Origin of the sequence: Chloroflexus sp., from assembly GCF_034434295.1 — a bacterium.
GTDB lineage: Bacteria > Chloroflexota > Chloroflexia > Chloroflexales > Chloroflexaceae > Chloroflexus.
This window is the reverse complement of sequence record NZ_DAOTZQ010000011.1, coordinates 41,528-64,468: the sequence shown is the minus strand read 5'-3', so window position 1 is coordinate 64,468 and position 22,941 is coordinate 41,528. Positions and strand designations below refer to the sequence as shown.

General features: G+C 55.8%; 18 protein-coding genes. 8 read left to right on the top strand and 10 right to left on the bottom strand.

Going from position 1 to position 22,941, the window contains the following annotated elements:
• The first annotated feature begins 5 nt into the window (after positions 1–5).
• On the top strand, positions 6–200 hold the full coding sequence (locus VAE57_RS02630; protein WP_322820363.1) for a hypothetical protein: 195 nt from the start codon (positions 6–8) through the stop codon (positions 198–200).
• On the opposite strand, the gene VAE57_RS02625 is transcribed toward VAE57_RS02630, so the two are convergent.
• The 5 genes from VAE57_RS02625 to VAE57_RS02605 all read right to left on the bottom strand — a co-directional run bounded on the left by VAE57_RS02625 (position 197) and on the right by VAE57_RS02605 (position 4,858).
• Complete coding sequence (locus VAE57_RS02625; protein WP_322820362.1) at positions 197–652, bottom strand: SufE family protein; 456 nt, start codon at positions 650–652, stop codon at positions 197–199. The genes VAE57_RS02630 and VAE57_RS02625 overlap by 4 nt on opposite strands.
• Positions 653–709: 57 nt before the next feature.
• Positions 710–1,033, bottom strand: a complete 324-nt coding sequence (locus VAE57_RS02620) for a hypothetical protein (RefSeq protein ID WP_322815743.1) — start codon at positions 1,031–1,033, stop codon at positions 710–712.
• A gap of 30 nt (positions 1,034–1,063) precedes the next feature.
• Positions 1,064–1,804 (bottom strand): hypothetical protein, encoded by a 741-nt coding sequence (locus VAE57_RS02615; RefSeq protein WP_322820361.1) that lies wholly within the window; start codon positions 1,802–1,804, stop codon positions 1,064–1,066.
• A complete protein-coding gene (locus tag VAE57_RS02610; RefSeq protein ID WP_322820360.1) occupies positions 1,801–3,906 on the bottom strand; it encodes a hypothetical protein in 2,106 nt (701 codons plus the stop codon). The genes VAE57_RS02615 and VAE57_RS02610 overlap by 4 nt, the downstream gene beginning before the upstream one ends.
• Positions 3,907–4,039: 133 nt before the next feature.
• Entirely contained in the window at positions 4,040–4,858 is an 819-nt protein-coding gene (locus tag VAE57_RS02605) for a response regulator transcription factor (RefSeq protein WP_322820359.1), read from the bottom strand.
• A gap of 189 nt (positions 4,859–5,047) precedes the next feature.
• On the opposite strand from VAE57_RS02605, the gene VAE57_RS02600 reads away from it, so the two are divergent.
• Positions 5,048–6,460, top strand: a complete 1,413-nt coding sequence (locus tag VAE57_RS02600; protein WP_322820358.1) for a sensor histidine kinase — start codon at positions 5,048–5,050, stop codon at positions 6,458–6,460.
• Positions 6,461–6,487: 27 nt separating this feature from the next.
• On the opposite strand, the gene VAE57_RS02595 is transcribed toward VAE57_RS02600, so the two are convergent.
• Complete coding sequence (locus VAE57_RS02595) at positions 6,488–6,865, bottom strand: response regulator (RefSeq protein WP_322820357.1); 378 nt, start codon at positions 6,863–6,865, stop codon at positions 6,488–6,490.
• 1,300 nt (positions 6,866–8,165) lie between these two features.
• Here VAE57_RS02595 and VAE57_RS02590 point away from each other — a divergent pair.
• From VAE57_RS02590 to VAE57_RS02580, 3 genes are all read left to right on the top strand, one after another.
• Positions 8,166–8,516 carry a hypothetical protein gene (locus VAE57_RS02590; protein WP_322820356.1) on the top strand — a complete coding sequence of 117 codons (351 nt, stop codon included), beginning with the start codon at positions 8,166–8,168 and terminating at the stop codon, positions 8,514–8,516.
• A 31-nt stretch (positions 8,517–8,547) separates the two neighbouring features.
• Positions 8,548–10,311: a dynamin family protein gene (locus VAE57_RS02585; protein WP_322820355.1), complete on the top strand. Its 1,764-nt coding sequence runs from the start codon at positions 8,548–8,550 to the stop codon at positions 10,309–10,311.
• A 270-nt stretch (positions 10,312–10,581) separates the two neighbouring features.
• Positions 10,582–11,853, top strand: coding sequence for a glycosyltransferase family 4 protein (locus VAE57_RS02580; RefSeq protein WP_322820354.1), 1,272 nt, complete (start codon positions 10,582–10,584; stop codon positions 11,851–11,853).
• 24 nt (positions 11,854–11,877) lie between these two features.
• Here VAE57_RS02580 and VAE57_RS02575 read toward each other — a convergent pair whose 3' ends face one another.
• Positions 11,878–12,393, bottom strand: coding sequence for a CvpA family protein (locus VAE57_RS02575; RefSeq protein WP_322820353.1), 516 nt, complete (start codon positions 12,391–12,393; stop codon positions 11,878–11,880).
• Positions 12,394–12,699: 306 nt separating this feature from the next.
• Here VAE57_RS02575 and VAE57_RS02570 point away from each other — a divergent pair, with 306 nt between their 5' ends.
• From VAE57_RS02570 to VAE57_RS02560, 3 genes are all read left to right on the top strand, one after another.
• Complete coding sequence (locus VAE57_RS02570; protein ID WP_322820389.1) at positions 12,700–14,778, top strand: serine protein kinase; 2,079 nt, start codon at positions 12,700–12,702, stop codon at positions 14,776–14,778.
• A 99-nt stretch (positions 14,779–14,877) separates the two neighbouring features.
• A complete protein-coding gene (locus tag VAE57_RS02565) occupies positions 14,878–15,987 on the top strand; it encodes a DUF444 family protein (protein WP_416208424.1) in 1,110 nt (369 codons plus the stop codon).
• Positions 15,988–16,012: 25 nt separating this feature from the next.
• Positions 16,013–18,337 (top strand): SpoVR family protein, encoded by a 2,325-nt coding sequence (locus VAE57_RS02560; protein WP_322820351.1) that lies wholly within the window; start codon positions 16,013–16,015, stop codon positions 18,335–18,337.
• A gap of 208 nt (positions 18,338–18,545) precedes the next feature.
• On the opposite strand, the gene VAE57_RS02555 is transcribed toward VAE57_RS02560, so the two are convergent.
• Genes VAE57_RS02555 through VAE57_RS02545 form a run of 3 tightly spaced genes read right to left on the bottom strand, consistent with a single transcriptional unit; the run spans position 18,546 to position 22,941 of the window.
• Positions 18,546–19,493 (bottom strand): ABC transporter ATP-binding protein, encoded by a 948-nt coding sequence (locus VAE57_RS02555; protein ID WP_322820350.1) that lies wholly within the window; start codon positions 19,491–19,493, stop codon positions 18,546–18,548.
• Positions 19,494–19,519: 26 nt separating this feature from the next.
• A complete protein-coding gene (locus VAE57_RS02550; protein ID WP_322820349.1) occupies positions 19,520–21,394 on the bottom strand; it encodes a hypothetical protein in 1,875 nt (624 codons plus the stop codon).
• Positions 21,391–22,941 (bottom strand): PH domain-containing protein, encoded by a 1,551-nt coding sequence (locus tag VAE57_RS02545; protein WP_322820348.1) that lies wholly within the window; start codon positions 22,939–22,941, stop codon positions 21,391–21,393. The genes VAE57_RS02550 and VAE57_RS02545 overlap by 4 nt, the downstream gene beginning before the upstream one ends.

Here is a 22,941-nt window from a genome sequence, read left to right as displayed (position 1 = left end):
ATCAAATGATCATTCGGCTCTTCCCCGACGCACAACCAACATCTTCCTGCACCAGACGCCGTCGCCATTGCCGATTAGCCCCCGCCTCGCTCCATGTCTACCGACGTGCGCTGATCTACCGGTTGGGAATTGCCGATGGTCGCCGACCAGCGGTCGTTTTTAACACTATCGCCCAGGCTCTGCTGAGCACGCGTGTTTAATGCGCCTCTACCGTCGGCTGTTCGAGCAGGCGCAACGCCTGCCGTTTCATATACGCGAGCAACGCGCCGATTCCATTGAGCCGCTGTGGACTCAACACCTGATGTAACCCCATCTGCTGAATACATTCACTTGAAACAGCTAACACCTCCGCCGGTGTTAATCCCGCTAGCCCAGTGCGTAAGATTGCAGCAAATCCGCGAATAGTTGGCGCTTCTGGTGGCACGTCAATATGATAGACGACCCGTTCGCCATCAAGCCGGGCAATCACGTAGACAGGTGACATACACTCGTGTACCTGATCCATTCCCCGATGATCGGCTAGCTCCGGCGGTAACGGTGGTAGCTGCTCTGAGAATTCCAGTAACAATTCCAGCTTCTCTTCACGGCTGGCATCGCGAAAGTCAGCGATAATTTCCGCCAGTCGTGGTGGAATAAACCCTTTCTCGTCCATACAATCCTCGTCACAACAGACCGGTCTGGTCGGTCTGAGATAGCATTCCCTGCTGCTTTACCTGCGCTGCAACAGACCAATCAATGCCCCTAACACCCTCGCCCGATATTCGGTAGCCGTGGCAACGTTGGCCTGATGAATCTCAAACAGACCGCTGTCAACCTCCAACACCCCACCTGGCCCCTCGCGCATAGGTACGGTCGCATGGCAGTCGCCGTCAAGCCGAATGACGGTTTTTGCCGCCGGACGGGCATTCTCTGCAGTGGCGGTCGGCCCGACCACGACGTATGATGTCGTCACTTCCATGACCGCTGCATCGGCCACATAGGCTGCCACTTTCGCTGCCGCACTACGGATCGAGTTTTCCAGTTCGCTAGCCATGCCGTATCTCCTCATATTCGTGCGGGTGTTTCATGTAGATGATACCATTGATTGACGGACTTCGGCCAATACCTCTTGCACAAATTGCCAGACTGCCGGTAACGCCAGCAGCGCACCGGCTGGCGATGTGATCATTGTTGCGGCAATCGCTGCTCCCCGACCTACCAATCCCACCAGCCGCAAGAGGGCAGCCCGTGAGCGAAGGGCCAGCGCCAGCGTTTGGCGATGGAGGGCCGCCTGCGTCAGATCGATGTCGGCAATCAACAATGAGCGGGCATCACCATGCCAGTTGATGCGGGTACGACCGATCAGGTGCGCACCCTGAATCGTTTCGACCGTGGCATACGAGCCAAGTGCTTCACACGCCTGAGCACTTAGCGCAGCAAGCTGATCTTGGGCCGCCTGCCAGTGCTCTTGGATATCGTCGCGTAGACCAAAACTGGCACCGCTGGCCGGCTCCACTGTTGCCAGCAAGCGCAGCAACGTTTGCTCAGGCTGTGGCGTAAGGGTACTGAAACTGACAGCGCCATTCGCAACCTGGAGCAGCCGACGCTCTACCGTCGCCAAAGCCTGTTCGTCGGTACGAAGGCGAGTCGCCGCTGCGTGCAACGCCGCCTGCGCTGCTCTCGGTTCTTCCGGTAAGCGCGCCTGCCAGATAACATCAGGCTGATCCCCAGCAGTGAAGGCGCTACCGGTTACGACCGGTTGCCAGGGGCCAGGTGGGGCAATTGCCGCCGGTAAAGGTTCGATCACTGAAAAGACAGCGTTCATTTACCTTGCAACGCACTTAACAGGCCAGCAGCAGCGGCGGCGATAGCCCGCACCATCTCGGCCCGATTCGCCTGAGCCTGCTGCACCATACTGATGTGGATCGTCCACAGCCGCTCGTCCACCCCATCGTCACCGACCGGCACCAGCACCTGGGTATCGCCATCGAGGCTCATCCGGGTTACAGCCCGCAAACTGGCTCCGGCAAAATTGCCCTGGCGATAGTTGATGGTCTCCGGTGCTTCGGCCACATAGGTCTCGACTTCGAGATGGGCGGCATCGGTGATCACTTGCTGAAGCGTCGTTGCCAGCCGCTCACCAAACTCTTGCAGGGTAGCCGAGAGTTTTTGCATCGCTTCCGCCGGTTTGTTGCCAAACAGGCCAAAGCTGGCACCGGCGTCGGGCAGGGCCACCGGGATTACTGGTGTTTCGGGAGGAAGACTACCGGCCGGTACCGGCACTGCCGGCTGGACGATTAATTGTGATGGCGACGGCGGCGGCGCTGAACCTGACGATACAGGGGCAGGCGATGGCGCCGGGGTTGCTGGTGTCGCCGACGCTGAACCCGACGGCACGGGGGCAGGCGATGGCACCGGGGCTGCTGGTGATGGTGAAGATGTCATAATCAGGCGCGGTGTCATATCTGCCGCTTCAGGTGCACGTTGCCGGCACATGTGCGCCGCCGGATCACCGAGAATGATATAGCTGCGGGCATCATTATGTTCAGTCCAGCGAGTCGAAAGCTCTATCGGATCGGGTGGCACCCCCCAACGCGCATTCTCAATATCTTCGGTCAACACTGTTGCCAGCTCAGCATAACGTTCGTTAAAGAACTCCAGCGCATAACCGACCGGTGTGCCAGCAAAGAGCAACCGGCGCAGCGTACTGCTGAAGGTCTCGATCTGGCGTCCACCACGCACATCGCTAAACGAGAATGTCCAGGCCCGTTCAACATGACCAATGTAGGCCAGCGCACCCCCTTGCGGTAAACCGAGCACCCGTTGGGGTAAGGCGGCAACAAATGGACGTGCGGCAATAGTGGTACGACTACCACTGAGATGGGGAAAATCATCTTCGCGGGGGCAACCGGCACCGAAACAGGCAAACTGGAAGATGAAGGTGCCATGTAGTGAGGCACTGCTCGCAATATCGTCGGCAGACAGGTAGAATTGGGGTGGAATAGCGCGACTCTGCCACGTCCGGGGGCCGGGCCAATCGGCACAGAGGATCGCTCCTTGATGCGCTATCTGGCGCGAGTCGATGGGATCGAATTCCACGCCATGGCTGGCAGTAAAGAGCAAGGCCGGTGGTTCGTAATGGAGAAGCTGACTAAGTCGATCTTTGGTGGCCTCAGCACCAGTAATAGTTGTGACTGTCCACTCGCCGCGCTGCGGATGAGCGGCCAGATCCGCTGCCAGCGGTTGCACTAACCCCTGAAGGCTACGCGCAGTTGCCATATCATCGGGATGTTGCACCCCGGCAAAAACGATCCGTCGCGCCAGCGCAACCCCATCACGTTCCGCCGCAACGACACTACGGGCATAGGCCGCGTATTCGTCGAGGGTGGCAAAATAAATACGCCCCACCGCATACTGCACATCAAGCTGATACTGAAAACGGAAGGGAATCTCTTCAGGCGAACCAACCAGCAGCAGGTAGTAGGGAAACCGATCGGGGTCAACCGGGCCACTGGTTGCCGCACCCTGGCGGCGCAGGAAAGCGACCTTACTTTCACCGAGTCGATACCCCTGCGCACCGATACATTCACGATAGCGTGATCCGGCCTGAGCCTGGCGCCAGGTAAGCAACTCACTCAGCGCCTCACAGATCGGGACCGCATCTATCGTCGCAGGGAAGATTACGCCCCAACCGGCCTGCGCCAGATCGGTTGGATCGACGCCTTCTTTCACCCGAAACGCGCCGCTCGTATCGGCCAGATGCCGTTCACGAAGGGCAGCGCGTTGTTCGGGGTCGGGGTCAACACGGTCGGGTGATGGTTGTTCACCGAGGATCAGGCGGGCCAGCTCATCAGTAGAGAGAGGTTCGTGCGCATACTCGCCGCGACTCGCGTTCACGCCGTTGAAGTAGAGCCATTCTGCGGCCATAATGGTCATCCTGGAGATGATCTGCCTGACATCCACACTGACCGCCTGGCGAGGTTCAGTCCGAACGAGCCAGATCACCTGCTATACTGCTTGCCCTCCTCAGCCATCCGCTCGACATGAGCACCTGATCTACCTAAATCTGCAAGATGTACCCTTTACCGCGTACATTGAGCAGATAGCGGGGAGCACTCGGTTCTGGCTCGATCTTCTGGCGCAGATGGTGAATATGCGGCTTAATCAGCTCGCCAGCTTCGAGATCGGTTGTTTCGTACCCCTGAGCACACCGTACCAGTTGCGTGTACGACAACATCTGACCGGCATGTTCGGCCAGACACAGCAGCAACCGGAACTCGGTTGGGGTCAGATTCAATGAACGACCATTGAGGGTTGCGGTTTGGTGCCACGTATCAAGGGTGAGCGGCCCAATAGTCAACACCCGACCAGACGGTTCATTTGGCGGTGGCGGAGACGCAACCGGTTGCGGGGCCGGTGTCAATACTGGTGTTTGGACTTTCCCACCGGTTAACTCTTGCACGGCAGCGCCGATGGTATCGAGTAGATCGCTCTGACGACGGCGAGCAGTGCGCTCTTCAAGGCCGGCCGCAACGCGGGCCAGAATATGATTTGGGTCGCTAGTCTTCAATAAATAATCAAAAATCCCAAACCGGATGCCTTCAATAGCCGAATCAAGCGATCCGTGACCGGTCAGCACAATAATGATCGCATCGTGGCCGGCTTCACGTACCTTTGCCACAACTTCCATCCCTTTCATGCCGGGCATCTGCAAATCAACCAGCATGAGATCGAAGGGTTCACGCTCAAACAACGCGACTGCCTCTTCGCCGTTGGCTGCGGTCGTCACTGCATACCCGGCCCGGCTCAGCAAAGCGTTAAGGGTCAGCCGAATGTTTTGCTCATCATCGACTACCAACACTCGAGGCTGGTTGGTCATATGTACTTGCACTCCATTTCAATTGCAATTATATTTGGGATTATATCGTTATTGGCATATCATAGCATGAGCTGATCGTGTGGTCAACGGTGTACACCTCACATATCATATGACCCGACCACCACACAACCACTGTTTGCGAAGACGTCTGCCATGTCTGGCCTGCTACCGAGAAGAGGAGACGCGCAAATGATAGAGCGGGAAGATACGGTTGCCTACATTGCCAGATTGGAGCGAGAGCTACAAACTGCTCAAGATCGGGTTGCGGCGCTTGAACGTGAAATCAATCTCCATGCCCAATATGCGCACCATCTTAATCAACGACTGACAGCGCTCTTGTCAATCTCGGCAGCTCTGCTTATCAGCCGAGATATTGAAACAATTGTCAAACTAGTCGTGCAACATGCGACGAGTTTTTTTCCCGGAACTGGGGCTGCGTATATTTACTTACTCGACGACAGCAATGAGAGCACGATGCATCTGAAAGCATCAAGCCCAGAGCGTGCGCCTTCTGCCCTGATAACGACACTGGCCGAAATGGCGATTAGGGCACCAAGGGCAATGTTATTGAATGGGCCAGAATTAGAACAGCTTATCGATCAACAACCGGTCTCAGACAGTTCCATCAATGGCGATTGTGCGATGCCACGAAGTATTTTGCTGGCACCGCTGCGTATTGAAAACCAGCGTCTGGGAGCGCTTATCGTGTGCAGTGATCAGACCTATCATTCATTTTTGCCATGCGATCTACCATTTGCACAGGCGCTGGCCGATCTCACCATGATTGCGATTGACGAGATTCAGCAACACCAGCGCGCTGCGGCATTACAACGCGACCTGGTTCATACGCAATCGCTCCGTGCCGAGGCTGAAGCCCGTCTAAATGCAGCGCAGGCCCAATTGCTCCAAAGTGCCAAGCTGGCAGCCGTTGGCGAGCTGGCCGCATCGGTGGCGCACGAGATTAATAATCCGCTGTATGCCGCACGCAACAGTCTCTATCTGGTCGAACAAGACCTGCCACCTGACGCACCGCAACGTACCTTTCTCACCATTGCCCAGCAAGAATTAGGCCGGATTGCCCGTATCATTATCCGTATGCGCGACTTTTACCGTCCTTCGCGTGGTGAATTGAGCAGCACCAACATCAATGCTCTTTTGCGCGAGACCCTCGAACTGGTGACAACGCATCTTCGGCATAATCACGTGGCAGTTCACGCGCATCTGGCAAACGATCTACCTGCCATCACCGCTCACGCCGACCAGTTGCGGCAGGTCTTTCTCAACGTCATTCTCAATGCCTGTGATGCCATGCCGAAAGGTGGCGAATTGACAGTCAAAAGCAGTCTGATTACTGCACGACCAGAATCGCCAGCAGCCTTGGCGATTGCGATTAGCGATACCGGTGTCGGGATTGCCCCAGAACACCTCCCCCACCTGTTCGAGCCGTTTTACACCACGAAACCGCATGGCACCGGCCTCGGTCTGGCCATCAGTGCCCACATTGTAACTCAACACGGCGGTCGGATTCTGGTCGATAGTCAGCCTGGGGAGGGAACCACCTTCACCATTTTACTGCCACTTGAAGCGCCAAAGGTAGAGTGAGGGAAGAACGGAAACACACCCGACGACTTACACGGTTTGATGCAATACCTGAGCCACCAGGGGAACCAGTTCACGCAATTCAATCGGCTTTGCCGCATAGAGTTCAACACCCAGCGCCTGCATACGGGCACGCAGACCGGGTGTATCGTAGGCTGTGAGAGCCAGGATGGGCAGATGCGGTCGATAGGTGCGCACAGCCCGTATTAAAGCCGCCGCAGCACTGTACGGGCTGGGATCCACAATGAGTAGATCAACATTGCCATGCGCACAGGTCAGCCAGGCTTCGTTTGCATTTGTGGCAACCTGTACGACGACCTCATCGCCGAGCAATGTCTGTAAACCACGCTGCGTGACCAGCGCTGCGGTAGGGTCTTCATCGTAGATGAGAATGCGATATGCTGCCATGGTACCTGCTTCCAGATACGGATAGAGTTTGGTGGTAGCAGAAGGTTATGCTTTGCTATTCATCCTACGTGGTTGTGATGGTTCCGGCGAGACCTGAGACAACAACGTGTAGTGGTGAAGCGATAACAAACACGCCACTGCATTGGAGAGCACTAGAACCCATTTCAAAAAACATCTCCTGGAAGTTATCTCAATTACTGACAGGCTAATCGTGACGAGCACCCACAGTACTCCTGTAACCAGCAGGGTTAATGGCCTGACTCGTACCGAATCGTGAGCATGGCTGCTGTGGCAGCGTAGCACAGCTTTTGTGACATAAGTTCGAGGTGAGCGATAAAGCGGAATTAGCAAATAGAAAAAATAGAAGATAATAAAGAGGAAAGAGCACTTCTTTCACAAAACATCTGCGGGAAGCGATCTCAATTCATTAATCATGACGAGCACCCACAGCATCCCCGTGTCCAACCGGGTCAACGGCGTGCCCCACGCCGGATCGTGAGCACGGCTGGCGCGGCAGCATGGCTGCCGCACGCCACACTCTGCACCACGTGCATGACAGGCGAGTAAGGCACGCCATCCAGCGAGTGATGATACTGGCAATGGTCGTCAGTCCGTCGCGCTGTCATACCGGCAGCCTGAGCGCAGGATATACCGTTGGTGATTGACAAGTATGCACGCGCCTGTACGACTGTTTGGGATCACGAGAGCACGGTTTTGTATGAAAGAAGTTCTAACGCGCAACAGGTATCCTCCTTTACTGCTCCCCCTCTGCACGCGAACCTATGCATTTAACTCGGATACGGCATAGCGCACAAGTGGGAGAGGAGGTGATGGTCGGCGAGTCGGCGAGTTAAAACCCTGCCTCAATGCGGGGAAACCCCTGCGGGGCTGGCCCGACGGCGGGAAGTGGGGGCCGGGCGTGCTCGTGGACAGCCGCACAGGGCTTACAGGTCGTGAGAGAGGGCTTCAGCCCGCACGACCGTAGGGCTTGGCGATGGAGAGCAGAACGCTGCGGCACCCGTGACCGCCTGGTGTGCGTGACGACCGATGATGCGCCGTGTCCAGCACGAGGTGTTATGAGGTGTCATACCGGCTACTGTGCGACATGTGGGTAATGCATAGGTACTCGAACCAGGATCGGGGAAAGCATAGTACACGCACAGCGCAGATACCCTCTCGCCAGCAATGACCCGAACAGGATGACGATGCCGGCTTGCACGTCACATAAACCCGGCGGTGGACATAAACCAACATCCTCACATATGTGCTATCATACCCTATATCGCGAAAGGAGATGTTCATGCCTGCGTTTCGCATCGACTGGCGCTGGATTGCGCTGTTCGCTATCATTATCATTCTGGCAAACAATCGCAGTCTGCCCTGGCCAATTATAGCCCTGGCGCTGGCATTTCCAGCCGGATGGCTGTTGTATCAGGCCGCACAGACTTTTGGCATCTCGTTGCCCGGCTTGCGCCAATCAAACACCAGGGTCACATACTGGCGTGGCCGTCGGATCGAGACTATCGGCCCTGCGCGTCGTAGGCCACTGTGGGATCGACACAACCTCGCTTCCGGTTTACTGTACGGCATCGCTGGACTGGCATTAGCATTAGCCGCATTGGCCGTTGTTGCCCGCAATCTGGGTGTATAATCGGCCCGCTGAATAGTGTGCGAGGACTGCTGTGATCACATTACCGTTCGGCCTGTTTCGGCGACGACGTTTGACCACTGACCAACAAGACAGGCTGCTCAACGAACTCGATGCCCTGCTGCAACAGATCGATACCGCCCTGGATCAGTTTGGCACCGATGTTGACGCAAGCGACCGTAATGCGCTTGCCGGCAGCCGAACCAGTTTACGTGAGCTGTTTTTGATCGTGGTCGCCGGCGAGTTCAACTCCGGCAAATCAACCTTTCTCAATGCCCTGCTCGGCGCTCAGGTGCTGCCTGAAGGGGTGACACCAACGACAGATGCTATCACACTGCTGAAATACGGGCCGGAGCCATCCGACGAACTAGTCGAACCCGGTCTCCGCATTCATCACTATCCCGCTGAGATGCTGCATCAGCTTATAGTGGTGGACACACCCGGTACCAATGCGGTCATCCGGCACCACGAACGTCTCACCCGCGACTTTATTCCGCGGGCCGATCTGGTGATTTTCCTCACCTCGGCAGATCGCCCCTTTACCGAAAGCGAGCGTACCTTTCTCGAATTGATTAAGGATTGGGGTAAAAAGATTGTTGTGGTGATCAACAAGATCGATATCTTGACGCAAGCCGAGCAAGAACAGGTCGCCCAGTTTGTTCGCGACCACGTTAATCGCGTGTTAGAACACTCACCAGAGCTGTTCCTGGTCTCGGCCCGGCGCGCTCTGCAAGCCCGCCAGCAAACTGATGACTCGGTCGAGCAGTGGCAGGCAAGCGGGATGGCAGCCTTTGAGCACTTCGTGGTTGACACGCTTGACGAAGAGACCCGCTTGCGGCTCAAACTCCTCTCGCCGCTGGGTGTAGCCCGTTGGATCACCAGCAAATACCTCGCGGCCACCGAAGCGCGACTGGCTACGCTCAGCGACGACATTCAGGCGATTGACCAGATCGAGCGACAGCTTGCCTTCTTCGGGGATGAGTTGAAACAGGACGCGGAATACCATCTGAACGAGATTGATCAGGTATTAACGACCTTGCAAGCGCGTGGGGAACAATTCTGTGACGAGACTATTCGCCTGAGTCGGATTCGCGAATTGATCGACAGCAATCGTCTGCGTGCCGCCTTCGAGCAAGAGGTGATTGGTGACACATACCAACAGCTTGACCAACGCATTCAGAAACTGATCGACTGGCTGGTGGAAAAGAACCTGCGCCTGCAACAGAGCGTTGATGAGTTCATTCAACGGCGTGCGCTGGCCCATCGCGATCACATGCTGGGTGAAGTGGGAGGAAGTTTCGCCTACAATCGCCAGGCCCTGCTGGAGAGTATCGGTCAGGCTGCTCAGAACGCCATTGCCAGCTATAACCGCCAGACTGAAGCCCAACAACTGGCAGGTGAAGTCCAATCATCGGTTGCGGCGACTGCCATCACCGGGCTGAGCGCGGTAGGTCTGGGAGCAACACTGGTTGCGGTATTTCACACCGTGTTACTCGATGTTACCGGTATTCTGGCAGCTTTGACGGTAGCCGGCTTAGGTCTGGCAATTCTTCCGGCCAAACGGCGACAGGCAAAAGAGAGCCTACGCAAGAAGATCGATGAAGTACGCGCCCAACTGCGTACCGAACTACGCCAGCAGATCGAGCGGGAAAGCGAGCACACACTCCGCCAGATCCGCGAGCGGAATGCCCCGTTTGTCCGCTTTGTTCGTGCCCAGCAAGAGCATCTGGTCGGCTTGCAACGTACTTTTTCCGATCTGACCGTCGCTATCGAAAAGTTCAGCAAGCAGGTTGAGTAGCAATGGTCAAGCGATAGCCGAGTCTTATATCAAATCAAGTTACCTCTATGCTGTGAGCAGGCCACGAAGGCTGACTACCAGAATGCACAGCACGATGTTGTGCTCAACACCTTGTGGCGTAACCGCATGAGCGATGTGGGTAGCAGACCGTTCCTATGGACGCGCTGTCATGCCTCAAGGTAGCAACGCAGGTTATCCACATCCGCTGTGCTCTCCGTGTCTCTGTGGTGACAAAGGGCGAAGACTGGGTTCTATAATAAATGTGATCGTATGCGCATTCTTATCCCTTCCGATGTCTTTCCACCCGATGGGCGCGGTGGTGCGGCCTGGAGCAGCTTTACGCTGGCCAGTGGACTACACCGTCGCGGGCATACGGTGCAGGTGCTGGTGCCGTGCCGACAACCCTGTCGTTCACCCGTCCGCTTACATCTGGAGAGCATCCCGATCCAACGGGTTCCCTACTACGCACCGGCACTACCCTTTGTGCAAAACTACTTTCGTCACGAACGGTTCTGGCCGCGGCTAGCCCAGGCAATGATCGCGACCGCCAACAAACAAGGCGGAGTCGATCTGATCCATGCCCAACACACCCAGGCCGCTGCTGCTGCCATCCTTGCCCGCAAGAGGCTCAAGGTGCCGGTCGTGGTTACAGTACGTGATCACTGGCCGTGGGACTATTTCGCAACCGGTCTCCATGGCAACCGGATTCCCCATCCCGGCGGTTCGTGGGCCGCATTGGTGACCGATCTGCCCGCCCGGCTGGGTGCCCTGCGCGGTGTCCTCGCGCTACCCGCGATCCCATATCTATATGCGCATCTTCGGCACCGGGCCAGCTTGCTGGCAAGTGCAGATGCAGTTATCGCACCGAGTCAGTACATTGCCCGTCGCCTCGCGGAGCTGGTTGCGCCGGAACGGATTCACGTCATCCCCAACATGGTTGACATCGCAGCCAGTGATGCCATCGTAGCGACACCGCCGCGTACCACGTGGGAGGGAGAACTGATCCTCTTCGCCGGCAAATTAGAGGTCAACAAAGGAGCCGGGTTACTGCTCGATCTGATGACCGCCCTGGCCGAGTATCAGCACGCATTGCCACCATTCACGCTCCTGATAGCTGGCGATGGTGCGCTGCGCCCGGCCATTGCTGCTGCACTGACCCGCCATCGCCTGCCCGGTCGCGTGCTCGATTGGGTTGATCACGATGAACTCTTGCGTTTAACCGCACGCTGCGCCCTGTTCCTGTTTCCCTCAAATTGGGGCGAACCACTCTCGCGAGCCTTGATCGAAGCTGCTACACTTGGCACACCGATTATTGCGATGCCGACCGGCGGTACACCCGATATTATCGACCACGGCCAGACCGGCATTCTGGCTCCCACGGTACCGGCAATGGTCGACTGGATCGTGCGCTTACTCAACGACCCGGCTACACGTCAGCACCTGGGGGCAAACGCACGGCGTGTAGCCAGGAGTCGCTTCGCTGCCGATAGCCTGTTACCACGCTACGAAGCGCTCTACACGATGTTATGCCAATCAAGATAATCATACATGAAGCCGGCCAACCGATTACGGCAAAACCCCGAACTCATTGAAGGTTCGGACCGCCATCGCAAACAGCTCCGGCAGCAACATCGTGAGCGGCTCACCGATCCGCAGCAGCCAACCGGCGAGCAACGAACTACGCACGAACCCACTCCATGGTTCGACCGGAAACACCACCAGGACAATCAATACTGCCGTTACCGCCAACAAGCCCTGCACCAGACCCAGGAGCGCCCCCAGCAAATGATCAAGCCAGCCCAGAAAAACCAGACCCGCCAGCGCGTGCAACAACGACGCGATCAGGCTGGTCGTAGCACTGACCAGCAACAACACCGCAATAAAACCCAACACCTGCGCCAGATTCGGATCGGTAATCAGCGAACCCAGCCACACCGCTACCTCGCTACCGTATTGCCCGGCCAGCATAAAGCCCACGACCAAACCAACGACCGCCAGCACCTGGCGAATAATTCCCCAATACAGGCCAAGGATGGTAAACAAACCAAGAATAACGAACAACACAAGATCTACTTCAGTCATATTCTTTCCTTCCTGAACAAATGATCAACACGACATAAAGTCCTTGACGAGCAAGAAACACCTTGCTATAATACCTTCACTTGAAAGATTCCTCGTATTGCTTCCCAGAGCACGCAAAGCTGTCCCATACGGCGTGCGCGCTCACTGGCACACGGTAACACCACCGTTTACTGGCCAGTCTGTACCCTGCACGTTGGCATCCCGACCGTGGTTATGCATCACCAACATCGTGATGCCCGCTGCAACGCATCAAACACTCCGCCGGATCGTCGGCGGGGTCATCCCTCAGCAGGAGGTTGTATGAACATGACTCTATCCGGTTTTGAGCTGATGAAGATGATCGGTGAACAGCAAGATCGTCGCCGCTTCCAACAGCTCAACTGGCGCGGAACCTTTAGCGAGTATCTCGACATCGTCGTTCGCAATCCGCGGGTTGCCCGTAATGCCTTTCAACGGGTCTACGACATGATTATGTCGTATGGCACCGAAGAATTTATTGATGCCAAAAAACGACTGATCCGCTACAAGTTCTTCTCTGACGAGTCGTTTGATGGCGATGATGCTATCTTCGGTCTTGAGATACCCTTGATGCGACTGGTCAATTTCTTTAAAGGTGCTGCCCGCGGCTACGGTACTGAGAAGCGGGTATTGTTGCTCCACGGGCCGGTTGGTTCCTCGAAATCAACGATTGTTCGCCGCCTCAAACGTGGCCTCGAACACTACTCACGAACTGAAGAAGGGGCACTCTACACTTACGACTGGTACCCCGGCGTGATCGAGAATCATGATACCATCGATTGGCGTCAGGTGCCCGAAACGGAATGGGAAAAGTGCCCGATGCACGAGGAGCCACTGCATCTCATTCCACGCGAGTTGCGGACGACGTTTATTGAGCGTCTCAACGAGACCCTCGAACCCGACCACCAGATTCGCATTGAAGGCGATCTCTGCCCGGTTTGCCGCTTCCACTTCCGCGAGCTGATGCAGCGGTACGACGGTGATTGGCTGAAGGTGATAAACCATGTGCGCGTGCGCCGTCTGGTCTTCAGCGAGCAGGATCGGGTCGGTATCGGTACCTTCCAGCCCAAAGACGAGAAGAACCAGGATAGCACGGAACTGACCGGCGATATTAACTATCGCAAGATTGCGATCTACGGCTCCGACTCCGATCCACGCGCCTTTAACTTCGATGGCGAATTCAACATTGCCAACCGTGGCATTATTGAGTTCGTCGAAATGCTCAAGCTCGATGTAGCCTTCCTTTACGACCTGCTCGGTGCGTCGCAAGAGCATCGGATCAAGTCGAAGAAGTTTGCCCAAACCGACATCGACGAGGTGATTATCGGGCATACCAACGAGCCTGAGTATCGGCGGCTGGAGAACAACGAATTCATGGAGGCGCTCAAAGACCGTACCGTTCGCATCGATATTCCCTACGTCACCCGTCTCCGCGACGAAGTACGTATCTACGAGCGCGATTTCAACAAGAAGAAGGTACGTGTCCATATTGCGCCCCATACCCTCGAAATGGCGGCGATGTGGGCCGTGTTGACCCGGCTCGAAGAACCGAAGAAGCCAAACCTCACCCTCTTGCAGAAGCTCAAGCTCTACAACGGCAAGACGCTGCCCGGTTTCACCGAAGACAACATCAAGGAGCTGCGCAAAGAGGCAGTGCGCGAGGGCATGGAAGGCATCTCGCCGCGCTACATTCAGGATAAAATCTCGAATGCTCTGGTGAGCAATCAGGAAGAGGGCTATATCAACCCCTTTATGGTGCTCAACGAGCTAGAGAGTGGCCTCAAGAATCACGCGCTGATTACCGATGAAGAGCAGCGCAAGCGCTACCGCGACCTACTGGCAATTGTTCGTGAGGAGTATACTGAGATTGTGAAGAACGAAGTGCAGCGAGCCATCTCAGCCGACGAAGAGGCGATTAAGCGCCTGTGCGCCAACTACATCGATAACATCAAGGCTTACACCCAGCGCGAGAAGGTGCGTAACCGCTACACCGGCCAGTACGAAGAACCTGATGAGCGCCTGATGCGCAGCATCGAGGAGAAGATCGATATTCCTGAGTCGCGCAAAGATGACTTCCGGCGCGAGATTATGAACTATATCGGTGCGCTGGCCATTGAAGGGAAGACCTTCGATTACCGCACCAACGAGCGTCTGCACAAGGCGCTTGAGCTGAAGCTGTTTGAAGACCAGAAAGACAGCATCAAGCTCACCTCACTCGTCTCGCGCGTGATCGACCGCGACACGCAAGAGAAGATCGACGTGGTGAAGGCCCGCCTGATCCGCGACTTCGGGTACAACGAGCAGTCGGCCACCGATGTGCTCAATTATGTGGCCTCAATCTTTGCCCGTGGTGATACCCGCCGTTAGGCGTCGATGATACCACGTTCGCCATGCAACCAGTAACCGGCACGGAAGAGGGCGGTCAAGCGCCCTCTTCCGATACCAGGATGGGGGGCTACAATGTCGATGTCAATGAAACGCGCAGAACGCGATCTCAGTCGCTTCCGTGAGATTGTGCGTGGTCGGATAAAAAAAGACCTGCGCAAATATATGTCCCAAGGGGAGTTGATCGGTCGGCAGGGGAAACGCTTTGTCAGCATTCCCATGCCGCAGATTGACATTCCGCAGTTCCGCTACGGGGCCAAGCAGGCCGGTGGCGTTGGGCAGGGCGAGGGAAACGTTGGTGATCCAATCGTCCAGGGTGATGGTCAGCCCGGTGCAGGCCAGGCTGGAGCTGAACCCGGCCAGCATATCTTAGAGGTTGATGTCTCGATTGAAGAGCTGGCTCAGATTTTGGGTGAAGAGTTACAACTGCCCAACATTCAGCCCAAGGGCAAGAAGAACCTGATCAGCGAGAAGGATAAATACAGCGGAATCCGCCGTACCGGGCCTAACTCGCTACGCCACTTCAAGCGTACCTATCGTGAGGCACTCCGCCGCCAGATCGCCTCTGGCGAGTACGATATTCATAATCCGGTGGTGGTGCCTATTCCCGACGATATGCGTTACCGCTCATGGAAAGAGACCCTGATGCCCGAAAGTAACGCCGTCATTATTTATATGATGGACGTTTCAGGGTCGATGGGTACCGAACAAAAAGAGCTGGTACGCATGACCGCCTTCTGGATCGAGACCTGGCTGCGTTCACAGTATAAGTCTATCGAAATTCGCTATATCGTCCACGACGCAGCCGCCAAAGAGGTTGATCAGCAGACCTTCTACCACATTCGTGAAGGTGGCGGGACCAAAATCTCGTCGGCCTACAAGCTCTGCAATCGACTGATCGACGAGCGTTACCCGGCGACTGAGTGGAACATCTACCCGTTCCATTTCTCTGATGGCGACAACTGGGGCGGTGGTGATACCCGCGAATGTGTTGAACTGCTTAAGCGCGAGCTACTACCGAAGGTTAACCTCTTCTGCTACGGTCAGGTGCGTTCGTTGTACGGATCAGGTCGTTTCGCCCACGATCTGGAAGAGTATCTCCGTGGTGATGATCGAGTAGTGATTGCCGAAATTGCCGACCGTGACGATATCTATGATGCAATTCGCGCCTTCCTCGGCAAAGGCCGCTGATTGCGTTACCCCCAATGGTGTGTGTATGAAGAGTACCCGCCTTCCCGCTCATCTCGAACAGGCGCGTCAGGAGATCGAGCAGATTGCCCGCGAATACGGTCTCGATTTCTTTCCCATTATTTACGAAGTGCTCGATTACCGAACGCTCTATGAGACGGCGGCGTTCGGCGGATTTCCGACGCGCTATCCACACTGGCGCTTCGGCATGGAGTACGATCAGTTACTGAAGGGGCATGTCTGGGCCGGGAGCACCATTTACGAGATGGTGATTAACAACAACCCGGCGTATGCCTATCTGCTCGAAGGGAATGAAGATGTCACCCAAAAGATGGTGATGGCACACGTTACCGGGCACGTTGATTTCTTCAAGAATAATATGTGGTTTGCCCATACCAATCGCAAGATGCTCGATACAATGGCAAACCACGCCGCCCGGATTCAGCGAATTATCGACCGCATTGGTTATGACACGGTCGAAGAATTCATCGACACCTGTCTGTCGTTAGAGAATCTGATCGACTACCATGCCCCCTACATCCGTCGCCCAGAAGCCGTCACCCCACGCCCTATCGTGAACGAGGAAGAACCGCCAGTGGTGGAGGGCTTACCGGTCGAGCACGAATACATGCGAGATTATATCAACCCGCCTGAATTCCTCGAAGCCCAACGCCGTAAGCTCGAAGAGGAACGCGCCCGCCAGCGGCGATTTCCTGAAAACCCGCAGCGCGATGTGTTGCTCTTCCTGATGAATTTTGCCCCGCTGGAAAGCTGGCAACATACCGTGCTCGAAATTATTCGCGATGAAGCCTACTACTTCGCGCCCCAGGGGATGACCAAAATCCTCAACGAAGGGTGGGCATGTCTGCACGGCGATAGCCTCATCTTGACCGATCACGGACTGGTGCCGATGCGCGAGGTCGTGAATCATCGTCAGCGGCTCCAGGTGAGCGATGGCGAACGACAGCAAACCGTGTACGACTGGAACCGCTTTACCGATTACCCGACGGTGACTATGCGTACCCGTGCCGGTTTCACCCTGACCGGTTCACACAACCATCGGATTATGCTGGCTGATGGTACCTGGCGACGGCTCGACGAGTTGCAGATTGGTGACCGGGTGCGCATTGCCGGCGGTACCGAACTGTGGGCAACCGAACCAGCGCTACTCCGCTGCCGCCGACCATTGCCACGGGTTCTGGTAACGGCTGGGGCACCTGCTGCCACCACGTCGTCGCCATACCGCCGTGGGTACCGCAGGGCAGCGGCTGTGGTCGTCGATGAAAAGCTGGCAGCGGCAATCGGTCGGCGCTGCGTCACGCACGCCGATCAGCAGGCGTTAGACGCCATTCGACGCTCGCCACGCCCGCAGGTCGTGGCATTCCTCCGCGCCTTCTGCCAGGGTGCCGCACAGTCCGTGGCGAGTGGTCTCACGCTCACCTGCGCGGATGTTGATGTGGCCACCACGGTGCAGTTGCTACTGACCAATCTGGGTGTCCTGGCTCATCGCACCGACACCACGGTACACATTGACAATGGTGATGATCTGGAACGCGCATATACGACCCCGGCGACATCTGTCTTTTGGGCCGATGAGGTCACTGCGCTTGAACACGGCACGGCCGATGTTTACGACATCTCGGTGACGACAACGCATCGCTACGCCGCGCAGGGCTTTATCAACCACAATAGCTACTGGCACAGCACCATCATGACCCAGCGGGTTGCCTCGGCAGCCGAGATTGTCTCCTTCGCCGACCTGCATTCAGGCGTCGTTGCCACCGGCGGCGGCCGCCTGAACCCTTACAAGCTGGGGCTGGAACTTCTGCGCGATATTGAGGATCGCTGGAACAAGGGCAAATTCGGCAAGGAGTACGAAGAGTGCGACGACATCGCGCTCAAGCGATCCTGGGACAAACAACTCGGTCTAGGCCGCCAAAAGATCTTTGAAGTGCGCCGTCTCTACAACGACGTCACCTTCATCGATGAATTCCTCACCCCAGAATTCGTGATGGAGCAGAAGCTCTTTACCTTCCGCTACAACCGCGATACCGATCTCTACGAAATTGCCTCGCGTGAATTTAAGGAGGTCAAAGAGAAGCTGCTCTTCCGACTCACCAATTTTGGCCAGCCAGTGATCTTTGTTGAGGACGGCAACTATGGCAATCGCGGCGAACTTTATCTGCGTCATCGTCATGAAGGCGTCGATCTCAAGATGGACTATGCCCGCGAGACGATGCGCAATCTGTACAAGATTTGGACGCGCCCCGTCCATCTGGAGACGGTGATTGAAGACAAGCGCCGCCTGCTGTCCTTCGACGGTCGTGATTTTAGCGAGCGCCGCCTGGATTAGGCGAAGCGTTCATTCCTCAGCACTCCCGCCAGGACGACCACACGGTCGCCCTGGCGTCTATGTAGCGAACCGGGCACTACCATCCGCGAGCGTTGTAAGCCCTTCACTTTGATACGTCTATGCTTCCCTTGGTGAGGCGATGAACACGAAATGTATGCCGGCCTCATCTGCTCAGTACGCCTGCTATCATTGCCGCGGTAGTGGCCTGTTACCCGATGACACCCTGTGTCACCTTGAGAAATACTTCTTCTAAATTACTAGTCTGCACCGTAAAGTGAACGACTTCGACGCCGTGATTGATCAGATGGGCCAGCAACGCACTCACCGCATGATTATCGCCGTCAACATCGATTTCAAGCCGGGGTGGTTCATCGTCGGTGATGGTGCGCACGGCCAGAACGTGATCGGCGGTCGCTGCCGCTACCGCAGCCTGCTGAAGATCACTGATAACATGTACCTCAAACGTGCGGTGCGGCTGCAACGAACGCATAATTGTCGTGACATCGCCTGACGCCAGCAGTTTACCCCGTTCGATGATGCCAATGTGGGTACACATCTCGGCCAGTTCGGTTAGAATATGCGAGCTGATCATGATCGTCTTGCCCAGGCGGCGCAGCTCTTTGAGCAGCTCGCGCAGCTCGACACGCGCCCGCGGATCGAGGCCGCTGGCCGGTTCATCCAGGATCAACAACTGCGGATCGTGAATCAGGGTGCGGGCCAGGCTGAGCCGTTGTTTCATCCCGCGAGAGAGTGACATCACATCACTATCGCGTTTGTGGGCCAGATCGACCAGGGTCAGCAAATCGTCGATCAAGCCGGCCTGACGGGCGGGCGGCACATGATACGCATCGGCGAAGAACTTAAGGTATTCGGCAGCCGTCATGTTGTTGTAGAAACCAAACGAATCGGGCATAAATCCCACCGCCCGCCGTACCTCGGTTCGTTGATGGGTGACCGAGAACCCGGCGACCCATGCCTCACCACCCGACGGAGTCAGCAGGGTCGTCAGGATGCGCATCGTCGTTGTCTTACCAGCACCATTCGGGCCGATAAAGCCATAGACCGCACCGGCGGGAATGTGCAGATTGAGATGATCGAGGGCGAGCATGGCGCCGTAGTAACGGGTGAGATTTTTGGTTTCAACGATAGCTGTCATAGGGAATAAACCAGATAGGTAAGCGATCAGCGTAGCCTGATGATGTAGAGTGTTTCACCGTGCGTCACCAATGAGCCATCGATCTGGACAACAGGTGTCACCTCTGTGCTCCAGCCGAGAACAAACACACCGTCGCCGGGTATGGCCGGTAGATTGACAGCCTCGGGAAACATCATCACATTGCTAAACGGATACCAAAACAGGTTTTCCAACACACTCTGCCGATTGAACAGGGTTGCCTCTTCAAAAGGCATAACTTCGCGTAAGAAATTATCCCGACCGTCAGCCAGATCGATGTTCACCTCAGCCCCCGACGCCAGCGTGCCAATCCACTGCATTTCATTTTGCCAGACAACCATTGCATCACGCAGGTCGACGGGGCCGGTATTGATCAATGTCCCCTGCCAGCGTTTCTGATTCCAGGTTAGATTATGTGTCAGTTGAACGGCATTGGTCGTACTCTGTTCCACAATCAGGGTACGCAGCGCCGCCGCATCAATCACCAGGTCAGCAATAGTCACATTTGTGTCACTGTATTCGGGGTTCATGTCCGTACCACGCATTGTCGCATCGGCCAACTGTGATATATGAGCATCAGCGGGAAAAGTCAGGTCGTAGGTCTGACGTTGTGGGGAGAGCACACCAAGCAGGTTAGTGGTTGTCGCCAGCGGGCTATTGGTAGCGCCTTGCACAATCACCAACTGGATGACCTGCACTTGTGAACCACGCACCACATAACTCGCCACAAATGCCCCGCCGAGAAAGATGGTAATCAGCAGCGGGGTGGTGATCCAGGCCAGTTCAAGCCGCCGCAAACCACGCAGAACGAGGTAGTGGATCGGGCCAATGATGACAATATAGGTACCGATCAGCAGCAGTAAGGTTGCCGTTGAAGGGAAGGCATATAAGGATTGCGCCAGACTACCCTGGATAAGATCATTAAAACTGGTGCGCAAGCTACCGGCGAGATTGATACGGGGCTGAAGATCAAGCACACCCCGCCAGAATTGCGCTTCGGCAGGTGATGCTCGCAAGGTAGCCAGATCAAACGCGGCAAAGACAACCTTCCCTGCTCCCACCTCAATCTGACTGATCAGGCCGTCGGTCGTGATAGCCCGCGCTTCAGGCCGCACAGTGACGGCGTTAGCGGTCAGTGACGGGACAAAATTGCGCAATCCGTTCAAGCCGCTGATCCGTTCTAATTCGTCGACAGGCACATCACGGCGAAGCGGGCCAACGGTCGCCGGCAACACATCGCTCAAGGTTCGGATGGCAACTTCGCCAACTGCTCCACCACCGACCAGCAGGGTTCCGCCCTGGTGGATCCAGGTGATCAATGCCTCCCGTTGCCCTGGTTGTAATTCGGCCGTCAGTTCACGAACTGCGATAGTATCAAACGCCATCAGCAGGATCGGATCGGCTGGAAGAAAGGTCGGATCCAGCGGCACAACCTGCGTATCGGCAACGGTTAAGCTGCTAAAGACCGACGGGTCACTGCTCAGTAAACCGAGCGTCGGTATATTATCGCTAAGCGGCTTGAGCGAAATCCGTTCACGCCACAGTTCAACACCATCGGCGGTTGCTATGAGCGAAGCCTGTTCACCAGCAGGCTGCACTATCGGCAAGATAATCCGCTTGCGAGCACCACCGGGTAAATCAACCCGGTAGCGTTGTCGAAATGACTGCATATTGGTGGCACGCCATTCAAGCATAACTTCACGATCGGGGCCATCATTTGTCAGCGTGACTTCCACCGGAAACCAGAACGACGGGTGGTAGGTTCCTTCTCCATCGAGACCTGCCCGTACTGTAATGGTTATCGGTGATGGGGATTGCGCGGCAACGATTGAGGGTGTCAGAATAAGGGCAAGCAGGCAACAGAGAAAGGCGTAGCGCCTCATGGCGATTTTTGCTCCTCAGTAGTCTCGGTTGATTGTTCAGCCAGACGAAGGGTCGTACCGTTGGCCGGTAGCAATTCGTTATGCCGTTGCTGAGCGAGATGATAATGCCGGAGCAGCTCCAGCATGTCGTTGAGGGAACGCTCTTTATCAGCACGTTTGAACATCACATAATAATCGTTGATCTTCGTTACAACATCACGCGGGTTGGGTACATGGGTGAAGGTAAACTTCCCACCACTACCGGCTGTCTCAACCACAACGTCACCGTAGCCTAGCAGATTACTGATAAAGGTCGTCTCAAACGAGACATTCGTGACTGCGCCGAGACTGGCAGCCCGCCGATCTTCCGGGCCAAACGGTTTCTTCTCGATATCAATGATGTTGGTTGGGGTCAGAATGTACATATCATTGCGATAGTCTTCAACTTCCCAAACCGACCAGGCGAGAAACGCGATCAGGATCGCGCTGATCAATACTGTCAGCCACAAAGAAGGCAATAAACCCAGACTACCGAGTAACACCACAATGATCCAGCCTGTGAAGAGCATCGCCAGCGGCGGGAAGAGGCCCTGAAGCAAGAAGAACCAGTGTTTACGCCAGATGATGGTCTCTTTTTCCGGTTGCACTTCAGGGTTTGGCGGTAATAGCCAGCCCAACCATCGCCAGCGGGGCGTAGTCATCGGTAGAGGACGTTTGGTGCGCGGTGGAGGTTCGTTATAGACACGGGATTCCACCAACGAGACCATGTCTTGCTCGCCGCGTTTACGCCGGTTTTCATTGACCTGAGCCATGATTTGCCGCTGCATCTCTTTTGGATCGCGAGCACTGTGAAAGACGATATTCCCGCCAATACGCGCCGATTTGACCTCGATGGTTCCGTATTTCAGCCAGTGCTGGAGATAGGTCTTGGTTGCTGCGGCAACATCTTGAATTTCCTCGATGAAAATCTGTTGTTGTACACGCTGTTCGAGCAGGCGCGGAATGAAGACCTGATCATTATCGTAGACAACCCGGCGATTAGTGAGGATCAGCTCATCGTTCAACCAGTCGTAGACAACAAAGAAGATCGAGAAGAGGCTGATCGTTGCCAGGCCGATGAAGAGCAGGTTGAGCGGATCAAACGTCTGACCGAAAAAACGACCGGGATCGATGTAGAAAATACGGCCACCATTATAGCGAAACCCGATCAGGGCAAGGACGGCTCCATTCGCTGTCAACAACACTCGCTTCGGATTGGGGTCTTTGCCGCCACGCACCCACAACGCCACCCAGAAGAGTAGCAATACAGCTTCGATCAAAACCAGCACGATGTTGAAGAGATCAAAGCCGGTTGGCTCACCAGTGTTGAATACCAGAAAGCCACCACCGATAGCCCGGTACAGAGCAATCCCACCAAAGAAACAGATACCGAGCAACGGCACAATCAGACGCGACAAGAGAACGATCCAGTGGCGGCCGGTAACATAGAGAATCTCCTCGTTTGGAGCCAGATCGAGCGCACTATCGGCATCTTCGTACAGTAAGCGATCAAGAATGTTACCGGCCAT

Excerpts from the sequence above, each read along its gene's own strand:
- VAE57_RS02625 (WP_322820362.1), bottom strand. The coding sequence starts at position 652 with ATGGACGAGAAAGGGTTTATTCCACCACGACTGGCGGAAATTATCGCT.
- VAE57_RS02620 (WP_322815743.1), bottom strand. The coding sequence starts at position 1,033 with ATGGCTAGCGAACTGGAAAACTCGATCCGTAGTGCGGCAGCGAAAGTG.
- VAE57_RS02590 (WP_322820356.1), top strand. The coding sequence starts at position 8,166 with ATGCCTGCGTTTCGCATCGACTGGCGCTGGATTGCGCTGTTCGCTATC.
- VAE57_RS02555 (WP_322820350.1), bottom strand. The coding sequence starts at position 19,493 with ATGACAGCTATCGTTGAAACCAAAAATCTCACCCGTTACTACGGCGCC.
- VAE57_RS02565 (WP_416208424.1), top strand. The coding sequence starts at position 14,878 with ATGTCAATGAAACGCGCAGAACGCGATCTCAGTCGCTTCCGTGAGATT.
- VAE57_RS02575 (WP_322820353.1), bottom strand. The coding sequence starts at position 12,393 with ATGACTGAAGTAGATCTTGTGTTGTTCGTTATTCTTGGTTTGTTTACC.
- VAE57_RS02545 (WP_322820348.1), bottom strand. The coding sequence starts at position 22,941 with ATGGCCGGTAACATTCTTGATCGCTTACTGTACGAAGATGCCGATAGT.
- VAE57_RS02610 (WP_322820360.1), bottom strand. The coding sequence starts at position 3,906 with ATGGCCGCAGAATGGCTCTACTTCAACGGCGTGAACGCGAGTCGCGGC.
- VAE57_RS02600 (WP_322820358.1), top strand. The coding sequence starts at position 5,048 with ATGATAGAGCGGGAAGATACGGTTGCCTACATTGCCAGATTGGAGCGA.
- VAE57_RS02630 (WP_322820363.1), top strand. The coding sequence starts at position 6 with ATGATCATTCGGCTCTTCCCCGACGCACAACCAACATCTTCCTGCACC.
- VAE57_RS02580 (WP_322820354.1), top strand. The coding sequence starts at position 10,582 with ATGCGCATTCTTATCCCTTCCGATGTCTTTCCACCCGATGGGCGCGGT.
- VAE57_RS02570 (WP_322820389.1), top strand. The coding sequence starts at position 12,700 with ATGACTCTATCCGGTTTTGAGCTGATGAAGATGATCGGTGAACAGCAA.
- VAE57_RS02595 (WP_322820357.1), bottom strand. The coding sequence starts at position 6,865 with ATGGCAGCATATCGCATTCTCATCTACGATGAAGACCCTACCGCAGCG.
- VAE57_RS02550 (WP_322820349.1), bottom strand. The coding sequence starts at position 21,394 with ATGAGGCGCTACGCCTTTCTCTGTTGCCTGCTTGCCCTTATTCTGACA.
- VAE57_RS02560 (WP_322820351.1), top strand. The coding sequence starts at position 16,013 with ATGAAGAGTACCCGCCTTCCCGCTCATCTCGAACAGGCGCGTCAGGAG.
- VAE57_RS02615 (WP_322820361.1), bottom strand. The coding sequence starts at position 1,804 with ATGAACGCTGTCTTTTCAGTGATCGAACCTTTACCGGCGGCAATTGCC.
- VAE57_RS02605 (WP_322820359.1), bottom strand. The coding sequence starts at position 4,858 with ATGACCAACCAGCCTCGAGTGTTGGTAGTCGATGATGAGCAAAACATT.